22 protein-coding genes are annotated in these 17,123 nt (G+C 43.6%); 1 reads left to right on the top strand and 21 read right to left on the bottom strand.

From position 1 onward, the window contains the following. The 21 genes from flhB to flgB all read right to left on the bottom strand — a co-directional run bounded on the left by flhB (position 1) and on the right by flgB (position 16,055). A complete protein-coding gene (flhB, locus tag PQ511_RS09335) occupies positions 1-1,101 on the bottom strand; it encodes a flagellar biosynthesis protein FlhB (protein WP_273851631.1) in 1,101 nt (366 codons plus the stop codon). A gap of 4 nt (positions 1,102-1,105) precedes the next feature. Continuing rightward, on the bottom strand, positions 1,106-1,882 hold the full coding sequence (gene fliR / locus PQ511_RS09330; RefSeq protein ID WP_273851630.1) for a flagellar biosynthetic protein FliR: 777 nt from the start codon (positions 1,880-1,882) through the stop codon (positions 1,106-1,108). Between the two features lie 2 nt (positions 1,883-1,884). Then, the gene (gene fliQ, locus PQ511_RS09325; RefSeq protein ID WP_098445458.1) at positions 1,885-2,154 is read right to left on the bottom strand and encodes a flagellar biosynthesis protein FliQ; all 270 of its coding nucleotides are present in this window, start codon (positions 2,152-2,154) and stop codon (positions 1,885-1,887) included. Positions 2,155-2,165: 11 nt separating this feature from the next. Next, positions 2,166-2,849 (bottom strand): flagellar type III secretion system pore protein FliP, encoded by a 684-nt coding sequence (fliP, locus tag PQ511_RS09320; RefSeq protein WP_273851629.1) that lies wholly within the window; start codon positions 2,847-2,849, stop codon positions 2,166-2,168. Continuing rightward, positions 2,849-3,427 (bottom strand): flagellar biosynthetic protein FliO, encoded by a 579-nt coding sequence (locus PQ511_RS09315; protein WP_273851628.1) that lies wholly within the window; start codon positions 3,425-3,427, stop codon positions 2,849-2,851. The genes fliP and PQ511_RS09315 overlap by 1 nt, the downstream gene beginning before the upstream one ends. 15 nt (positions 3,428-3,442) lie before the next feature. Then, positions 3,443-4,561 (bottom strand): flagellar motor switch phosphatase FliY, encoded by a 1,119-nt coding sequence (fliY, locus tag PQ511_RS09310; protein WP_273851627.1) that lies wholly within the window; start codon positions 4,559-4,561, stop codon positions 3,443-3,445. Next, entirely contained in the window at positions 4,551-5,534 is a 984-nt protein-coding gene (gene fliM / locus PQ511_RS09305) for a flagellar motor switch protein FliM (protein WP_273851626.1), read from the bottom strand. Before fliM ends, fliY begins: the two co-directional genes overlap by 11 nt. 19 nt (positions 5,535-5,553) lie before the next feature. Continuing rightward, positions 5,554-5,748: a flagellar FlbD family protein gene (locus tag PQ511_RS09300; RefSeq protein ID WP_273851625.1), complete on the bottom strand. Its 195-nt coding sequence runs from the start codon at positions 5,746-5,748 to the stop codon at positions 5,554-5,556. A 41-nt stretch (positions 5,749-5,789) separates the two neighbouring features. Continuing rightward, positions 5,790-6,557 (bottom strand): flagellar hook-basal body complex protein, encoded by a 768-nt coding sequence (locus PQ511_RS09295; RefSeq protein ID WP_273851624.1) that lies wholly within the window; start codon positions 6,555-6,557, stop codon positions 5,790-5,792. Positions 6,558-6,630: 73 nt separating this feature from the next. Continuing rightward, positions 6,631-6,996 carry a TIGR02530 family flagellar biosynthesis protein gene (locus PQ511_RS09290; protein ID WP_273851623.1) on the bottom strand — a complete coding sequence of 122 codons (366 nt, stop codon included), beginning with the start codon at positions 6,994-6,996 and terminating at the stop codon, positions 6,631-6,633. Between the two features lies 1 nt (position 6,997). After that, entirely contained in the window at positions 6,998-7,414 is a 417-nt protein-coding gene (gene flgD / locus PQ511_RS09285) for a flagellar hook assembly protein FlgD (RefSeq protein WP_273851622.1), read from the bottom strand. 10 nt (positions 7,415-7,424) lie between these two features. Beyond that, positions 7,425-8,801 carry a flagellar hook-length control protein FliK gene (locus tag PQ511_RS09280; protein WP_273851621.1) on the bottom strand — a complete coding sequence of 459 codons (1,377 nt, stop codon included), beginning with the start codon at positions 8,799-8,801 and terminating at the stop codon, positions 7,425-7,427. Between the two features lie 14 nt (positions 8,802-8,815). After that, positions 8,816-9,661: a MotE family protein gene (locus tag PQ511_RS09275; RefSeq protein ID WP_273851620.1), complete on the bottom strand. Its 846-nt coding sequence runs from the start codon at positions 9,659-9,661 to the stop codon at positions 8,816-8,818. A gap of 14 nt (positions 9,662-9,675) precedes the next feature. Beyond that, complete coding sequence (locus PQ511_RS09270; protein WP_489753150.1) at positions 9,676-10,128, bottom strand: flagellar export protein FliJ; 453 nt, start codon at positions 10,126-10,128, stop codon at positions 9,676-9,678. Between the two features lie 2 nt (positions 10,129-10,130). After that, positions 10,131-11,450, bottom strand: a complete 1,320-nt coding sequence (fliI, locus tag PQ511_RS09265) for a flagellar protein export ATPase FliI (RefSeq protein WP_273851618.1) — start codon at positions 11,448-11,450, stop codon at positions 10,131-10,133. Then, the gene (locus PQ511_RS09260; protein ID WP_273851617.1) at positions 11,434-12,237 is read right to left on the bottom strand and encodes a FliH/SctL family protein; all 804 of its coding nucleotides are present in this window, start codon (positions 12,235-12,237) and stop codon (positions 11,434-11,436) included. The genes fliI and PQ511_RS09260 overlap by 17 nt, the downstream gene beginning before the upstream one ends. Further along, on the bottom strand, positions 12,230-13,240 hold the full coding sequence (fliG, locus tag PQ511_RS09255; protein WP_273851616.1) for a flagellar motor switch protein FliG: 1,011 nt from the start codon (positions 13,238-13,240) through the stop codon (positions 12,230-12,232). The genes PQ511_RS09260 and fliG overlap by 8 nt, the downstream gene beginning before the upstream one ends. Before the next feature lie 10 nt (positions 13,241-13,250). Continuing rightward, a complete protein-coding gene (gene fliF / locus PQ511_RS09250; RefSeq protein ID WP_273851615.1) occupies positions 13,251-14,882 on the bottom strand; it encodes a flagellar basal-body MS-ring/collar protein FliF in 1,632 nt (543 codons plus the stop codon). Positions 14,883-14,903: 21 nt separating this feature from the next. Next, positions 14,904-15,194, bottom strand: coding sequence for a flagellar hook-basal body complex protein FliE (fliE, locus tag PQ511_RS09245; RefSeq protein WP_273851614.1), 291 nt, complete (start codon positions 15,192-15,194; stop codon positions 14,904-14,906). Between the two features lie 22 nt (positions 15,195-15,216). Then, on the bottom strand, positions 15,217-15,660 hold the full coding sequence (flgC, locus tag PQ511_RS09240) for a flagellar basal body rod protein FlgC (protein WP_273851613.1): 444 nt from the start codon (positions 15,658-15,660) through the stop codon (positions 15,217-15,219). A 5-nt stretch (positions 15,661-15,665) separates the two neighbouring features. Then, on the bottom strand, positions 15,666-16,055 hold the full coding sequence (gene flgB / locus PQ511_RS09235) for a flagellar basal body rod protein FlgB (protein WP_273851612.1): 390 nt from the start codon (positions 16,053-16,055) through the stop codon (positions 15,666-15,668). A 243-nt stretch (positions 16,056-16,298) separates the two neighbouring features. On the opposite strand from flgB, the gene PQ511_RS09230 reads away from it, so the two are divergent. Continuing rightward, the gene (locus PQ511_RS09230) at positions 16,299-17,120 is read left to right on the top strand and encodes a flagellar hook-basal body protein (protein ID WP_273851611.1); all 822 of its coding nucleotides are present in this window, start codon (positions 16,299-16,301) and stop codon (positions 17,118-17,120) included. The last annotated feature ends 3 nt before the right edge of the window (positions 17,121-17,123 follow it).

Raw genomic sequence — 17,123 nt, 5'->3', positions numbered from 1 at the left:
TTAGTTCCCTCCTCCCGGGTAGCCTTTTATGCTATAAACGTAAGCAAGTACTTCCGCAACGGCTTTGAAAAGTTCTTCTGGAACCCCTTCACCTATTTCCACCTGATGATAGAGCGCGCGCGCAAGCTGAACATTTTCTGTCGTCATGATGTCATGCTCTTTCGCTTTTTCTTTAATCTTTTGCGCAACATAGTCCATCCCTTTTGCAACCACTGTCGGCTTATCCATTTCTTTCGGGTCATACCGAAGCGCCACAGCAAAGTGCGTTGGGTTCGTAATGACGACGTCTGCATTTGGAATTTCCGCAATCATGCGGTTCATTCCGAGTGCACGCTGCTTTTCTTTGATTTTTGATTTAATGAGCGGGTCTCCCTCGCTCTTTTTATATTCATCCTTAATGTCCTGTTTTGACATACGGATGTTTTTTTCAAAGTCATATTTCTGATAAACATAGTCTAAGAGGGCAAGGAATAATAATAGAATTCCTACAGCTAAACCCGTTTGAACGATGAGTGAGCCTACAAGAGCAGTTGCTTCCCCGATCGACTTTTGCGAAATAAGCATGACTTCCTCTCGCTTATTCCAAAGAACAATAAACGTAACAGCTGAAATAAAAGTGATTTTAATTAATGATTTTAATAGTTCTACGAGCGTTCGAGCCGAGAAAATCCTCTTGGCTCCTTTTAATGGATTAATTCGTTCAAGCTTTGCCTGGAGCGGATCGGTGGAAACGAGAAAACCAACTTGCATATAGTTTCCTAGCACACCCATCACGAGCGAAATGCCCATGAGCGGTGCCGCGATCATCGCCGCTTGCCAGACGTTTTCTTTTAACATGCGATCGACATTTTGCTCTGTGAGTGTCCAGTTCGTAATCTGGACAAGGTTGCCTCGAATCATCGATTGGAGACTTTCGATCATCCATCCCCCAATGAACGACATAAATAAAAAAACGCCAATCATCATAAAAGCGGATGGGATCTCAGCACTTCTTGCCACCTGACCCTTTTTACGAGATTCCTGTTTCTTTTGCGGTGTTGCTTTCTCTGTCTTTTCTTGTGAAAAGAACTGAAGATCCATCTGGAAGCGATATGTTTGCATCACACTACCCACCCAATAATTGAATAAGCTGGCCCATCGTCTCCAGCATTTCTTGAAAAACGCCTCGGAGTAAAAAGAAAAACGTCGGAATCGTTACGAGGATGAGAACAAAGCCAACAAAAATTTTCAAAGGCAATCCAACAACAAAGATATTCACCTGTGGAACCGCCCTTGCGAGAAGCCCTAACGCCACATCGACAAGAAAAAGAGAAGCAACGATCGGTAACGCCAGCTGAAACGCGGAGAAGAACATCCCGGCGAAAACTTCAGCAATAAATCGAGCAAGTGACTGGCTGTCCGACTGGCTGAGAAGCGTATCAGCAGGTAAAAGTTCATAGCTTCTAACTAGTCCATCAAGCATCATATGATGTCCGTCTACGGAAACGAGAAAAAGTAAGGCAAGCATGTATTTAAAGTTTCCGATAATCGGTACCTGGGTTCTCGTCTGAGGATCAATGACATTTGCAATGACAAAGCCCATCTGAAAATCGATGAAGGCACCTGCAACTTGTACGGTGTACAAAATAAGAGAAGCAATAAATCCTAGTGACAATCCAATAAACAGTTCTTTTAAAATATAGACAACAAACATGAGATCGAGGGTTAAATCTGTTTCAGCTCCTAACCCTGCCGTCACAATCAAAGCAATAAAAAACCCAAGTCCCACTTTAAAGCGGTTTGGAACGCTTCTTGTTGAGAACACCGGGGCAGTTATAAAAAACGACGTTGCCCTCATAAAGACTAGTAAAAATAAGGGCAGAGCGTTTACGATGCTTTCCATTTTTAGCCGATAAACCTATACAAATTTTGATATAAATTCGTTGTGTAATCGAGTAGCGTAGTGAGCATCCACGGTCCAAACAGAACAATCGTTAACAGTACGGCAACGATTTTTGGAATAAAGGCCAGCGTCTGTTCTTGAATTTGCGTCATCGCCTGAAACACACTCACGATTAACCCTACGCCAAGAGCGATTAACAGAAGCGGAGCTGAAATAATAATCACGGTATAAACGGCATCTTCTGCAAGTGAAATGACCATATCCGGCGTCATCGTCGTCCTCCTTAGAAGCTTAATAGAAGTGATTCGACGACCAAATACCAGCCATCGACAAGCACAAATAATAGAATTTTAAACGGTAACGAAATCATAACCGGCGGTAGCATCATCATCCCCATCGCCATAAGCGTTGAGGCAACAACCATATCAATTATGAGAAAAGGGATAAAAATAATAAATCCAATTTGGAATGCCGTTTTCAGTTCTGAAATCGCAAAAGCAGGAACGAGAGCAGTGAGACGAATGTCTTCAACCGACTCTGGTTTCTCTAGTTCTGCATATTTATAAAAAAGCGCCAGGTCTTTTTCGCGCGTATGGCCCGCCATAAACTCTTTAATTGGCTGTTCAGCTGCATCAAGCGCTTCTTCCTGTCCGATTTCTTCATTCAGATAAGGTTGAAGCGCCTCACTATTAATCTCTGAAAGGACGGGAGACATGACGAAAAAGGTTAGAAACAAAGCGAGACCGATGAGCACCTGATTCGGTGGCATTGACTGCGTCGCAAGCGCTGAGCGTACGAACGAAAGAACGACAACGATTCTCGTAAAACACGTCATCAAGACAAGAATGGCCGGGGCAAGCGAAAGAACGGTTAAGAGGAGGACAAGCTGAATGGTGACGGACACATCTTCTGTGGCGTTTGATCCGAAATCAAGGCCTGGAATCGTTAAGTTTATGAGCAAATCCATTACTTATCGTCCCTTTCATCGCCGTCGTTCCAATAGTTACTACGTTTGTTTCGCTGTTTCTTTAAACTTGCCTGAATCAACTCTTGAATGCCCGTTTGTTTTTGATTCCTAAACGAAAAACCTGTTTTCTGCTCTTCCGCCTGCTCTAAGATGCGCTCTACTTCTGCCTTATCCTCAATTTCTTTCAACAGATTGACGTTATCTCCAACACCGATCATATAAAGCGAATCCCCAACCTTCACCATTTGAACTGATTTATTGTTACCGAGCGGCGTTCCGCCAATCGGTGTAAACACCGAGTGATGCTGAAGCTTTTGCTGACGTTTTGATAGAAAGCGAATAAGCAAATAAATCAGCCCAACAACGACGATCGTATAGAAAACGAGCTTAATAAGGAGAAAAAAAATGTTCGTGTTTGCTCCCACCTCAGCCGGCTCTTCTTGAGGTTCGGAAGGCTGGTCTCCCTCTTCCGTTAGCCAATCTGTTACGCTGCCGTTATTCGCTGCTATTACAGGATCGGGCATAAAGATGACAAGGCATAACAGGAGTGTCATGATGCTAATCACATGCTGTCTCATCTCTAAACGCTCCTTCTAACGCAGCTTTGACAAACGCTCGGCTGCGCTTAAAATATCCGTTACTCTGACCCCAAAGTTCTCATCGATCACGACAACTTCGCCCTTTGCGATGAGTTTACTATTAATCAAAATATCGACCGGCTCTCCGGCAAGCTTATCAAGCTCTAAAATCGATCCATGTGAAAGCTCAAGAATGTCTTTTACAATACGCTTCGTTCGTCCTAATTCGACAGTCACCTGAAGCGGAATATCTAACAACATATTTAGGTTTCGTTGCTCACTATACGGGTGATCTTCCTGGCTAAAATTCGTGAACTGAACGTTTTGGATACTCGGCTCAGGCTCTGTCACGCGTGAGGCAAATGAGTCCATTGATTCCTTTTCTTCTGACACCTGTTCAGGCTCGTTTAATGATTTTGGGTGCACTTCGGCCTCCTGCTCTTTTGCCTTCTCGATCTCTTGCTTTTCAGCGTCTTGAAGGTCTTCAGCGCTCACAAGTAGTTCGCTGATTTGTTTGGCTACTGTTGCTGGAATGACATGATGAACGACGGTTTGCACAATTGACCCAATGGAAAGCTCAAATGTAATGTCTACATAAACCGATTCAGGTGCATTTTCAAGCAGCACAGAGTTGGTTAATTCTGAGACAACTTGAAGATTCGTAAACGTTCCAGAAAATGAAGAGCCAGATGCCATACTAAGTCCCTTATGTAGGCTTTCCATCATGCCAGTCATGACAGTAGTTAAGCTTTTATCAACGCTTGGGTCGCCTTCATCTCCTTTTGCAACGAGCCATATATCAGCCATATCCTGAGCGTCTGGAGGGTTTACCATCATGATGGTATGACCCGCTGCCGCTCCTTCATAGCGGATGGCGGCTTCCACGTAAGGAAGAGGCACCTCTTGTTGCAAACGATCTTCAGGAAGGAACTGCATCTTCACATTCGATACAAAGACGTCTTGCATAAAAACCGAAGAGAGTGTTGTTGTCAGACTTCCAATTGCGACGCTAAACAGCTCACTAAGTGCTTCTTTCTCAATTTCATGAAAACGCACGTGGTCCCCCTCCTTTCCCGCTGCTGTTTCTTGAAATAAGGCATTGATTTCTTCTTTTGAAAGACGCTCATCCGTCATGGCCTATTTCCTCCTCTTCTTTCACTTCAGTGATTTGTACGGCCATTCGACCTTTTGATGTGCCAGGCTGCCCATGAAACTTCACACGGTTATCCACCTTAACAATAAGCGGATCAGAAACCGTTTGATTTAAGCGAATAACGTCACCATCTTCCAAATTTAAAAATTCTTCAATGGTAATTTCAGAATGACCAAGCTCAGCGATAATCCCTAAATTGGTCTTCTTTAGTCTTTTTTCAAGTTCCTTGCTTTCCTGCGGCTCGCGATCCTTTTTTTGATTGGACAGCCAGTGATGAGCTGAAAGCCTCGGCATAATGGGCTCAAGTACTACATGAGGAAGACAGACTCGAATATCGCCGCTCACCTCTCCCACTTTTACACGCAGAGTCACGGTTACGACCGTTTCGTTCGGCGATACAATTTGAAGAAAGTGTGGGTTCACTTCAAGCTCTTTTAATTCCGTTTTCAGCTTAAGGACGGACGTCCAGGCATCTTGAAAGCTTTCAAGAATTTTACTAAAAATTCGTTCAATCACCATCGTCTCAATTTCGGTTAAATGGGAGAGCTTATCCGGTTGAACCCCCTGCCCTCCAAGCATGCGATCAAGCATTGCATATGCGAGCTCTGGCGCCACTTCAAGCACCATCTGTCCTTGTAATGGTGAAGCAACAAAGAGACTAAGAATGGAGTTCTCTGTTATGGACTTCACAAATTCTTCAAATGGCATCTGATCAACAGAATGAACGGAGGCTTGAATGATCGTCCGAAGCTGAGCAGATGAATAGGTCGTCATGAGTCGCGCATAGTTTTCATGAATACGCGTTAAAATTCGAATATGATCCTGTGAAAAGCGAAGCGCTCTTTTAAAATCATACGTTTGCACTTTTCGTTCTTTTATTGGCTTCTTCTTGCCAGGCTCATCAATAGCAGCAAGAAGCGCGTCGACAGTTGCTGGCGATAGCATATCAGACAACATGATCACCCCCGTTCGTCTATTTTTTCTCTAATACATTAATGGTACGGTAGAATTCTGTCACAAGTCGTTTCACTTCATCGATCGTTTCAATCACAACATAGCGTTTGCCGTTCGTTAATAAAATCATCGTATCTGGCGTTGATTCAATCGTTTCAATGTAGATGGCATTTAACATCATCGTTTCTCGATTTAATTTGGTTAGCGATATCATATGAACAGAGCAGGCCGAGGAGAAACCTCAGCCCTTACCCCCTATCGTTTTAAATTGACGATTTCTTGAAGGATTTCATCTGACGTTGTAATCACTCTTGAGTTCGCCTGGAACCCACGCTGTGCTACGATCATTTCGGTGAACTCTTCGGTTAGGTCAACGTTGGACATTTCGAGTTGGCCGGAAACGACACGAGAACCATCCGGAAGTCCATTAGTAAACCCACCAGATTTATCCGTTACTTTATATGTTGAACCTCCATCTTTTGAAAGGCCAGCCGGATTGGCAACCGTTCCAGTTCTTATTGTTCCAAAAATAGTTGAGTTACCATTTTGATCAGTTTGAACAATTTCACCCTGACGATTAATTGCAAAATCAGCAGGTAGATTTGTAATTGGTTGTCCAGCATCATTAAGTACGCTATAACCTTGAGAAGTTACTAATTCATTATTATTGTTAATATAGAAATTACCAGAACTTGTTAATAGTTTAGTAGTTGTTCCATTTGCTTCTTTACGTTGAACCTGAAAATATCCTTCTCCTTCAATTGACAGATCTGTCTTTACTCCTGTTGTCATAAGTGATCCAGCTGTGTGCATTGTATCAATGGCAGAGTTCGTTACACCTAGCCCAACTTGTTTTGTATTAACCCCACCGTCGCCCATATTTTGACTCAATAAGTCCTGAAACATCACCCTACTTTTTTTGAAACCCGTTGTATTCACGTTCGCTATATTATTCCCAATCACATCTAGCTTCGTTTGAAAGCCTCTCATTCCTGAAACGCCTGAGTACATTGATCTTAACAAGTTGTTTCCCCCTCTAATTGTGTCGCTGCTTCAATCGGTCCACAGCGAATCGGCCTCCTGCTCGGTCCGGCCACTATAAAATAAGTGCTGAATCAATGTTCGTTACGATTTGATTTTCCATGTTATCTTGTTTCATGGCGGTGATGACTTTGTTGTTTTTTATGCTAACGACAAATGCCAGATCCTTCATCAGCATGAGCGATTCTTTTGACCCTTTTTCTCGCGCTTTCTCGACTCCGTCATTTAACTGCTGGAGCTGCTGATCTGAAAGTGAAATGCCGTTTTGCTCGAGTCGAACCTGTGCGTGATGACTAAATGAAACTTGTGACTGTATGGTTTGTTTTAGCTGTTCAGCAAAAGAGGTTTTTGTCGCCTGCTTTTGTGAGGATTGAACTGGCTGCTTCGGATAATAGACTTGATTCACTTGAATGTTTGCCATGCTATCCCCTCGTTTCGATACGCTCTAAAAGGGAAACATCTACTTGATTACCATTATCAAGTTCTGCGAGTACGGTGCCTTCCTTGTATAAAACAGCTTGAACCTTACCAGAGCTTACTTCGTTATTCTCCTGCCACTGAACGCTTTTTCCAATCAAATCCGCATAATCGGTCATCGAGCTTTGTAACTGACGATCAACAAATTTGTTCAACGACGTATTCATGTTTGTCATTTGCTCGAGTGAACTAAATTGCGCCATCTGACCGATAAATTCGGTGTCCTGCATCGGCTTCATCGGATCCTGATTCGAAAGCTGGGCAACAAGAATTTTCAGGAAATCATCTTTTCCTAGCTGACCTGGTGCCTCCGTCTTTTGTGTTTGTGCTACTTGAGTTGCTGAAACGGAGTTTGTATTCACGTAATCCCTCCTAAATGGCGTAGTTTATTCCGCCTGACGTGCTTTCTTCTTTCTCGCTTGTTACAAGTGGATTGTCTTCTAATTCATATTCGCCTTTTCTTCCCTGGCGCTGCTTTCCTTGCTGAAACTGCTGACCCTGTTCTCCCCGTCCATCATGCATGAAAGGTTGTTGGGATCCCTGAGACTGCTGAACGACTTCGACTTCATCAAGCTGAATGCCCTGCTGAACGAGCGTATGACGAAGCTGATGAAGCTGTGATTCAATGAGATCTTTTGCGCCTGCAGTCGCAGTCACGATATGCGCTGTTACTTTTCCATCTAATGTGGTTAACCGAATATCAAGCTGTCCGAGATTTTCTGGAGAAAGTTTGATTCTGATGTTTGTTTCATCGCCATTTTTAGAAAGCTGCATGCGCTCCGTTATCATTTCACTTAGTTCTGTGTTCAAGTAACGAGCTTGCACGTGCATCTCTTTTAACGATACGTCATGACTTTGCTTGACTAGCGGAATCCCTCCATCTAGCTTTTCATTCGTCTGTCCTTCATCCCCTATTACATCCAGCGGCTGTTCCACATTCTCTAGCGTCTCAGACACTTCTGTTTTTTCGCTTTGAGAACTGGCTTCTTGTGCTGCTTCAACTACTACCGGTCTTTCCATCTCGTCTTTAACAGTAATAACCTGCTCTTTTGGTTGAGTGGTTTGATCCATTTCTTTAACAAGGTTCTTTTCTTGTGAAGATTGCTCCTCTATGAGTTGGTTTATCGTCGCAAGAAGCTCTTTTGGGGCTTGAACCTTCGCACCCTCTACTAGCTTTTTCCCGTCTCCGTCGACAAGCTTTTCAACTTCAGCAACGAGCGCTTGCTCCATCTTCAACCATTCTTGTTTCGTAAAACCAGGTAGACTGACACCTTCCAGCTGAAGTTCTGCCTTTTCTTGAATCGCCTGTCCACTTACCTGCCTATTCGAGTAGGGTTCGGAAGTGATTTTTTCATATGGAAGTTGTATACCGCCCCGCTCCATTTTCATCAATTCTTGCTTCGTAAATCCAGGTAGGATGATTTGAGGTTCGTTATTTTTATCAAGTTCCTCATTTTCATCATTATCTGGAAGTTTCTTTTGGCTAGACGCTTGATCATCTTGTCCATTTTCTAACGGAGCAACTACGGAATTCATGACTAAAAAATGAAACGGTAGCTCACTGCTTTTTTGTACTCCGGCTTCTTGTTCAGCTACTGTTTCTTCTTTTAATTCAGCTGATGGCTCGGCTTCTTTTCCATTCTTCTTTTCTTCCACTGTGTTTAACAGGGAAGAAAATTCGGTTGAACTATTCGCTTTTCCCTTTGGCTGCACGATCACGCTTTTCCCAAGTGACTGGATGGCGTTCACTTATTCACCTCCTCTCAGTTCGCTAAATCCGTAACGTAACTCGATGAAATCGATTCTTCCATTTTGGCAAGTAACGCCTTACGCTTGTCGTCTTCCAGTTCTTGAAGAATGGAGAGTCCCACTTCTTTCTCTTTATCTGAGTGAGCCATCTTTGAAAGGATATCGGCCGCTTCTTCTTCAGGCATTTCGGATAGATCTTTAGCAACATCTGAAGTGGAAAGCGTACTGTTACTTCGGTCGATCGCATTCATCAGAAGCGCCACTCTTTCCTGCATCGCTGCAAGTTCAGGATCTTCCGCTCTTTCAAGATCCTTTAAAGCAATCGTTAGATCAGCGGCTATGGTCGAATTCATTTTACCTAGCACAGCCGCCTGCTCCGTGCTCCCCATTGCATCCAGCAGTAAAGCGGCTTCGTTTAGGGTGAGATTTTCCATAATGGACGCAGATTTTGAAGCTGACATCCCTTCATAGGTTTTCGCTAGCTGCTGAAGCTTCTTCTCACGATCTTCCTTGTCAGCTAACTCACTTTTCATTTCCTCTGCTAACGATTCTAGCTCTGATTGCTTTTTCTTTAGCTCTATTTCTTGTTCATCAAGCTGTTTTTTTAATGAAGATATTTCGTTGTCCTTGTGATCAATCTCTTTTTCCAGCAAATCTTCTTCACTTTGATCCGTTGCTTCAGCCGTCAAATTTTTTTCAACATAAGCAATTGGTTTCTTCGTAAGGGAAGTGGCCACGGCAAACAGGTCATATCCGAGAAACGGAAGAACGACGAGCAGGACGGTTGCCATAAAGGCAAGCGGTAAAAGAAAACCGTGAATGATGCGTTCTTTCCATGTACTTTTCTGTCGCTTTCGCATCCCTCTCACTCCTTTTAGCCGTTTCTTGCCAGCATGTACGCGCGAACGGTGTTTAGATCGTCCAATTCGTTTTGTTCAATCATTTTCTGATCATGATCAAACTCTTCTTTTCGCGTTTCTTTAATCGATTGCCACGTCTTTTCTTCTCTTACTTTTGAAGCCAATGTATCCTGCTGCTCGCTCACCCTGTGTTCTACCTGATTCAGTTGTTGTCGTTTTCGTTCAAGCTGCTTTTCGAGATACGCAATATGCTCTTCTTCTTTTAAAAGCTCAAGAATGGGAAGGCCCTCTAACTGTCGCTGTTCAAGTCTCTCACGCATCGCATGAATGTCTTTTTCAAGTTGGTGCGTTTCGTACTCGAGACCCACTTGCACTTTGAGCGACTCGGCCATTTCGAGCTGAGCCTGAGACTTTTCGTTTTCTTTTACATCCAAAATCCGTTGAAACGGGAACTGAAAAGCTGCGATGGTTAGTCATCCTTTCCAAAACGAGTTAGTAGCCGATCCTTACTTTCTTCAAATGAAGCCTGATCATCAATGCCCTGCTTTATGTACTTTTCAATTTCAGGATGGATCGAAATTGCTTTATCGATGTTGCTGTTTGTTCCTGCTTTATAGGCGCCAATGTTAATCAAATCTTCCGATGACACGTAGACAGCAAGCAGCCGCTTAAATTCTTCCGCTGATTTCATATGCGCGGGCGTTACGATTTCTTTCATCACCCGACTCACGCTTTGCGGCACGTTAATGGCCGGATACTGTCCTTTTTGCGCGAGCTTCCGATCGAGAACGATGTGCCCGTCCAATATGCCTCGGACTGCATCTGCAATTGGCTCATTCATGTCATCGCCATCAACGAGGACGGTATAAAAAGCTGTAATCGATCCCGTCTCCGCCGTTCCAGATCGCTCTAAGAGTTTAGGCAAAAGTGCAAAGACGCTCGGGGTATAGCCTTTACTTGTGGGCGGCTCGCCAATCGCAAGCCCTACTTCTCGCTGAGCCATCGCAAATCGCGTCACCGAGTCCATCATCAGCATGACGTTTTTTCCCTGATCTCGGAAAAATTCGGCGATCGCCGTGGCCGTGAGTGCTCCTTTGATTCGCTGCAGTGGCGGCTGGTCAGACGTTGCCACAACGACTACCGATTTCTTTAATCCCTCTTCGCCAAGATCACGTTCAATAAAATCTCTTACTTCTCGTCCACGCTCACCAATTAGCGCAATCACGTTTACATCCGCTTCTGAGTTTCGTGCGGCCATGCCCATTAACGTACTTTTTCCAACACCGCTTCCGGCAAAAATACCGATTCGTTGACCTTGACCGACTGTTAACAGCCCGTCGATGGCGCGAACGCCAAGTTGAAATGGCGTTGTAATACGCGGCCTCGTCATTGGATTAGGTGGCTTCCGGTTCGTAGAAACAGCTCTAAGTCCACCAGGAAGGTCCGTTTGATCAAGTGGTCTGCCGCGTCCGTCAAGAATCGCACCTAACAGCGAATAGCCTACTTTTACTTCAAGAGGTTGACCGGTAGCCACAACAAGGCAACCTGGACCAATCTCTGATAAGTCATGCATTGGCATAAGCAGAACACGATTTTCACGAAATCCAACGACTTCGGCTTCGATCGGTTCTTTTAATGGTCCTGGATACAAATAGCAAACCTCACCAATCTTCACTTCAGGTCCAAGCGATTCTATCGTAAGTCCGATGACTTGCGTCACTTTGCCGTATTTCTGCACCGTTTCCATTGCCTGAATTTGCGAAAGATACGTCTCAACGTTCATGCTCATCGATTGTTCGCTCCTCAAACATCGCTAGTAGCTGCTTTTTCATTTCAGAAAGCTGGCTATTAATCGAGATATCGTACGATCCACTTGGCGTATGAACAAGACCAGAACCAACTTCTAAATCGACCATCGGAACAAGTTTCAAACTTGCGTTAACATCCAATTGTTTTTCTAGTTCGTCTACCATCGGCATGACAAGTTGATAGTCTTCTGTTGACACTTGGACAACCACTTCGCCCCGATCCTGAACTTTTTTAAGCGTTGATTGGACCATACCAAGTAACGTCTCAGGACTTTGTTCCAATTCTTTTAAAACAATTTTTTTCGCAATAGCTGTGCTTAGTGACAGAAGAAACGGCTCAGCGCTTTGAATGAGCTCTTCTTTTTTGTCATAAGCGGCTTTCACCATTTGTTCCATTTCTTTCTTTTGTTGATCGAACTCAAAATGGATTTGCTGCAAGCCCGCTTCATATCCGGCTGCATAGCCGGTTTCTTCCGCTTCTCGCACTGTTTTTTTCGTGATTTCTTCCCACTCAAGCTCTTTTTCCTGCTGCTTCATCTCTAAATTATGGTGCACGTTTGCTTCTTCTTCACCTAGCCTCGTTCGAATTGTATGGTAGAGATCTTCAAGGCGAATCATCATTTCGAGAAGCTGAGATTTCTTTTCTTCTATCGTCATCGTTCGCGTCGGAAGAATACGGCTACGCTTCGGCTCTGTTACAGTACGTTGTTCAAGTACCTTTGGAACAGCTCGTTTCTCTCCAGAGGTTTTTCGGATGATGTTAGACAATCAAATCATCTCCTCCACCGCGCGCAATCATGACATCTCCTGTTTCTTCAAGATAGCGGATAACGGAAACGATGCGCGTTTGCGCCTCTTCTACTTCACGAAGGCGAAGTGGTCCCATTAGCTCGATCTCTTCTTTCACGGTATCAACGCGTCGGTTGGACATATTTCGGAAAATGGTGTCTTTCACTTCGTCACTTGCAACTTTCAACGCAATCGATAGATCTTCATCTTTCACTTCGCTAATCACGAGGCGAATCGAGCGATCATCAAGCGTCACGATATCTTCAAATACAAACATCCGCTTCTTAATTTCTTCTGCTAGATTCGGATCATCCTTTTCTAGTGAACTGAGAATGGTACGTTCAGTGCTTCGATCTACGCTGCTTAGCACCTGAACAATCGCTTCTACCCCACCTGTAAACGTGTAATCTTGAGAACCGGTTGCGTTAAGCTTTCCCTCAATAATCGTTTCAAGTTGACTAATCACCTCTGGTGACGTGCTATCCATTAGCGCAATGCGACGCGCAACGTCTGCCTGGCTTTCTTGAGGTAGCGAAGATAAAATTTGCGAGGACTGCTTTGCATCAAGATAGGAAAGAACGAGCGCAATCGTCTGTGGGTGCTCCTGCTGTAAAATGTTTAGAATCTGATCTGGATCTGCTTTTCTAGCAAACGCAAACGGCTTTACTTTTAAATTGGCTTTCAGACGTGTCAGGATTTCTTCAGCCTTCTTCGCACCAAGCGCCTGCTCAAGAACATTCCTAGCATAATCAATGCCACCAACCGCAATATAATCTTTCGCTTTTACCATTTGAATAAACTCATCTACAACCGCCTCTCGCTCATCGGGCTCGACTTTGCGAAGCTCTGAGATACCGAGCGCCAGCTGATCGATTTCTTTCTCTGATAAATGCTTAAATGTTTGTACGGATAAATCAGGTCCTAAAGAAGTAAGAAGGATCGCCGCTTTCTGAGTTCCTGTTAATTCATCTGTGCCAGTCATCCAACCCCTCCTATTCTTCTTTCATCCATAGTCGTAGTAGTTTCACAAATTCTTCTGGGTCATTTTTTGCAAGACTTTCAATCTCGTCTTTCCCGACGAGCGTCTCTGGTGTCATATCAACTTCCTGTTCTTCACGTGGCAAATAATGATCTTCAGGTGCGCTATAAGACTGTTCAAACTCCATGAAGTCATCTTCTTCTTTGCTTCCTTTACGTCGGAAAAATAGCAAAATTCCACCTATAAGAAGAATGCCAACGCCACCTGCAACCGCATAGAGCACCCAGGCTGGAACGCTGTCCATCATTGTTGAAAAGAGGCCTTTTGACGGCTCTTCATAGTCGGCACGCCCCTTAAATTCATTGGCAAAAACCGAAATCCGTTCTTCCAGAGCAGCATCATCCAAAGGAACATCACTTTCACTTAATGAGGTACGGACAACATTTTTTAGCACAGTACGAATATCTTCTATATCAGCAGCAGTTAATGTTGTCATATCATCAGCCACAGGTGGCTCTACACCGACGTTAATCGTCATATCATCAATGAGATAAGGACTTTCCTCGATCTCTTTATGGATACGATTCACTTCACGGTTGATGCGGTCTTCTACTTTTTCGTAAGAACCGTCGCCATCGGCATTCGGATCATCTGCGTTATAGTTTGGTATTTCGCCTTCATCTGTTCCTGTGCCATCTTGCGCAGCTGCTTGGTCGCCAGAATACGATTCCATGATTTTCTCAACGCTTATATCAATGCCTTCGCCTGTTTCTTCATCAACAGGTTCAACGAGATCTTCCGTACGTTTTTCTTTTGTAAAATCAACGCTAGCCATGACGGAGACAACCACTTTGTCCTGGCCAAGGATCATGCCAAGCATTTGTTGGAGTTCCTGCTGCATGTCTTTTTCAATGTCGCTACGGATATCTTCTTGCTGTTGGTAAGCGGATAACGTTGGATCAGCGCCGCCTTCACCATAGTCAAACGCCGTACCGTTTTGATCCATGATCACGATGTTTTCAACAGGAAGATTCGGGACACTTTTACTGATGAGATGATAAAGACCGGTGATTTGACCTTGATCAAGCTGCACGCCAGGATCTCGCGTTAGTACAACGGAAGCGGAAGCTGTTTCACCTGTTTCATCAAGCCAAACGCTTTCTGCAGGTAAGGTAATCATGACTTTGGATTCCTTGATGCCACCAATTTGTTCAATGAGATAGCTTAGCTCATTTTGCATCGCATCACGTTCAACGACGTCAAATTGACGATCGGTCATGCCCATTCCCATGTTTTCACTAAAAACGCTGTAATTCACATTACCGCTTTTTGGAATCCCTTCAGCAGCTAAGCTTACTTTTAAATCAGAGGCTTGATCTTTTGGCACGCTAATTGTCGTTCCATCAGCTGAAACTTCTACAGGAATGCCTTTCTGTTCAATTGCCCCTTTAATCTCCCCAGCTTCTGTCGGTGTAAGATTTGAATAAATAGGTGTTAAATTAGGTTTAGACATCCAAAAAACGAGGAATACAAGCAGAAGAAGAGTGACGAGAAACGTCCCTCCAATCAGCCATTTCGTTTTGGTAGTATAACTACCCCATGTTTCATTCCAGCGACTTTTCAATTTCAATAGTTGTTGGTTCATTTCTTATCCATCCCTGACATGCTACATTTGCATACGCATGATTTCCTGATATGACTCAATCACTTTATTTCTCACTTCAACTGTTAGATTAAGAGATAGTGAGGCTTTTTGTGCTGCAAGCATCACTTCATGAACGTCCTGGACTTGCCCGGTGACAAGTTTATTGGTCATTTGTTCTGAGGCTACTTGATTGTCGTTCACTTGTTTTATTGCATCTTGAAGCATTTGACCAAATTCAGCTGTCGCTTCACCAGATGAAGCTTGAGGCTTCGCTTGAGCGGGAAGCTGCTGAAGTGCACTAATTGTGTTCATATAATCCTCCTATGCTCGAGTCTTATTTTCCAAGCTCGAGTGCCTTCATGTACATACTCTTGGTCGCGTTTAACGCCGTCACGTTTGCTTCATAGGAACGAGAAGCTGACATTAAATCAACCATTTCCTTCACCATATCCACATTCGGCATCTCGACGTATCCTTCTTCATTCGCATCAGGATGCCCGGGATTATACACGAGCTTATTTGGAGCGTTATCTTCTTGTATGTTCGATACCTTCACTCCAGTAGAAGTCGATTCGTTTCCCATCGCTTGTTGAAGCTTGCTTTCAAATGAGTTTTCCTCTAGTTCTACCACTTTACGCTTATAAGGCTGCCACTCACCATCAACGAGTTCAGAACGTGTTGTCTCAGCATTGGCAATATTGGAAGAGACGACGTCCATTCGAAGCCGGTTTGCTGTTAACGCAGAAGCGCTCGTATTGAATCCATTAAATAAATTCATTCTAGTTAGCTCCCTCGAATTGCGGTTTGTAAATCACGGAATTGGCTATTTGTCTTTTCAACCATCGCATTGTACCAGAGCTGGTTTTTCGCAAGCTCTGCCATTTCAACATCCATGTCAACATTGTTTCCATTCGATTGATTAATTGTATTTTGATCCGTTTTAACAACGGGTTGTACTCCATTTTTTTCGTTACTAAAAGGGACGTGTTTGGGGTTTGATTTGTAGCTTTGCAGATTTTTAGTAGCTTCCTGCAGGTTATCTTGAAATGAAACGGTTTGACGTTTGTAATGAGGGGTATCCACATTTGATATATTTGACGTAATCGTACGCTGCTGCACCATTGACGCATTTAATGCTTGTTCAAGCGGCTTGATCGATTGAAAAACATTCACGAAGCCTTCCACACTCCTTGTATAAATGTGTTTTTATAGGTAAATATTGGAACCGTATACATAAGTATACTTATTCGACAATATTTTCGATAGTGTTAGCATAGCATTGTCAAAAATAATAGTAAATGAGTGTTTTCACCTAAAAAACGACTTTTTTCACTTAATTTTCCCACATCTTAGCGTTATAATAGAGGTATATTTTTCTAGGTACACGTACGATCGTACTACGATGGGAGCGAAAACATGTTTAAAGGTTTGTATACGGCTACATCCGGCATGATGGCAAGTGAGCGGAAGCAACAGTTTCTTACGAATAATCTTTCAAATGCTGAAACACCAGGCTTCAAACAGGATGAAGCAACGTTCCGTTCCTTCCCTGAATACTTAATGAAAGAAAGAAATACGAACACACCTACCCCTCATTCTTCCATTGGTACTCTCCAAACCGGCGTCTATTCCCAAGAAGGCATCCCTAACTTTTCAAGTGGATCTCTCAAGGAAACGAGTAAACAAACGGACCTGGCTCTTATCGATGAAAATCTTCCTATTGATTCAGAAACCGGTAAAAAAGGCCTAGCTTTATTCGGCGTTCGACTTGATGATAATGCGATTCGTTATACTAGAAATGGAAATTTCTCTGTTAATGAGGACGGATTTCTGACAACAAGTGAAGGTTATCAAGTGGTTGACGAAGATCTTCAGCCGATTCAGCTGACGAGCGATTCATTTACCATGACAGATGAAGGCACGCTTCGTGAGGAAAATGGCAATGAGCAACAGCTGTGGATTGGCTATACGGGTGATCCAGCCAAGCTTACTCAGCAGGGAAACGGCGTTTTTACCTGGGAAGGCAATGAAGAGGATGCGCCAAGGAGCATTCAAACGACTGACTATACACAGTATGCTGTGAAGCAAGGATTTCTTGAAGGTTCGAACGTGGACATGACGACAACGATGACGGATATGCTAAACACTTATCGCCTCTATGAAGCGAACCAAAAAGTACTACAAACGTATGACCAAAGCATCGACAAAGCCGTCAATGATATTGGTCGCGTTTACTAGGAG

The sequence above is a fragment of the Guptibacillus spartinae genome (assembly GCF_028610625.1).
GTDB classification, from domain to species: domain Bacteria; phylum Bacillota; class Bacilli; order Bacillales; family Guptibacillaceae; genus Guptibacillus; species Guptibacillus spartinae.
This window is presented reverse-complemented; position numbering and strand designations above follow the sequence as displayed.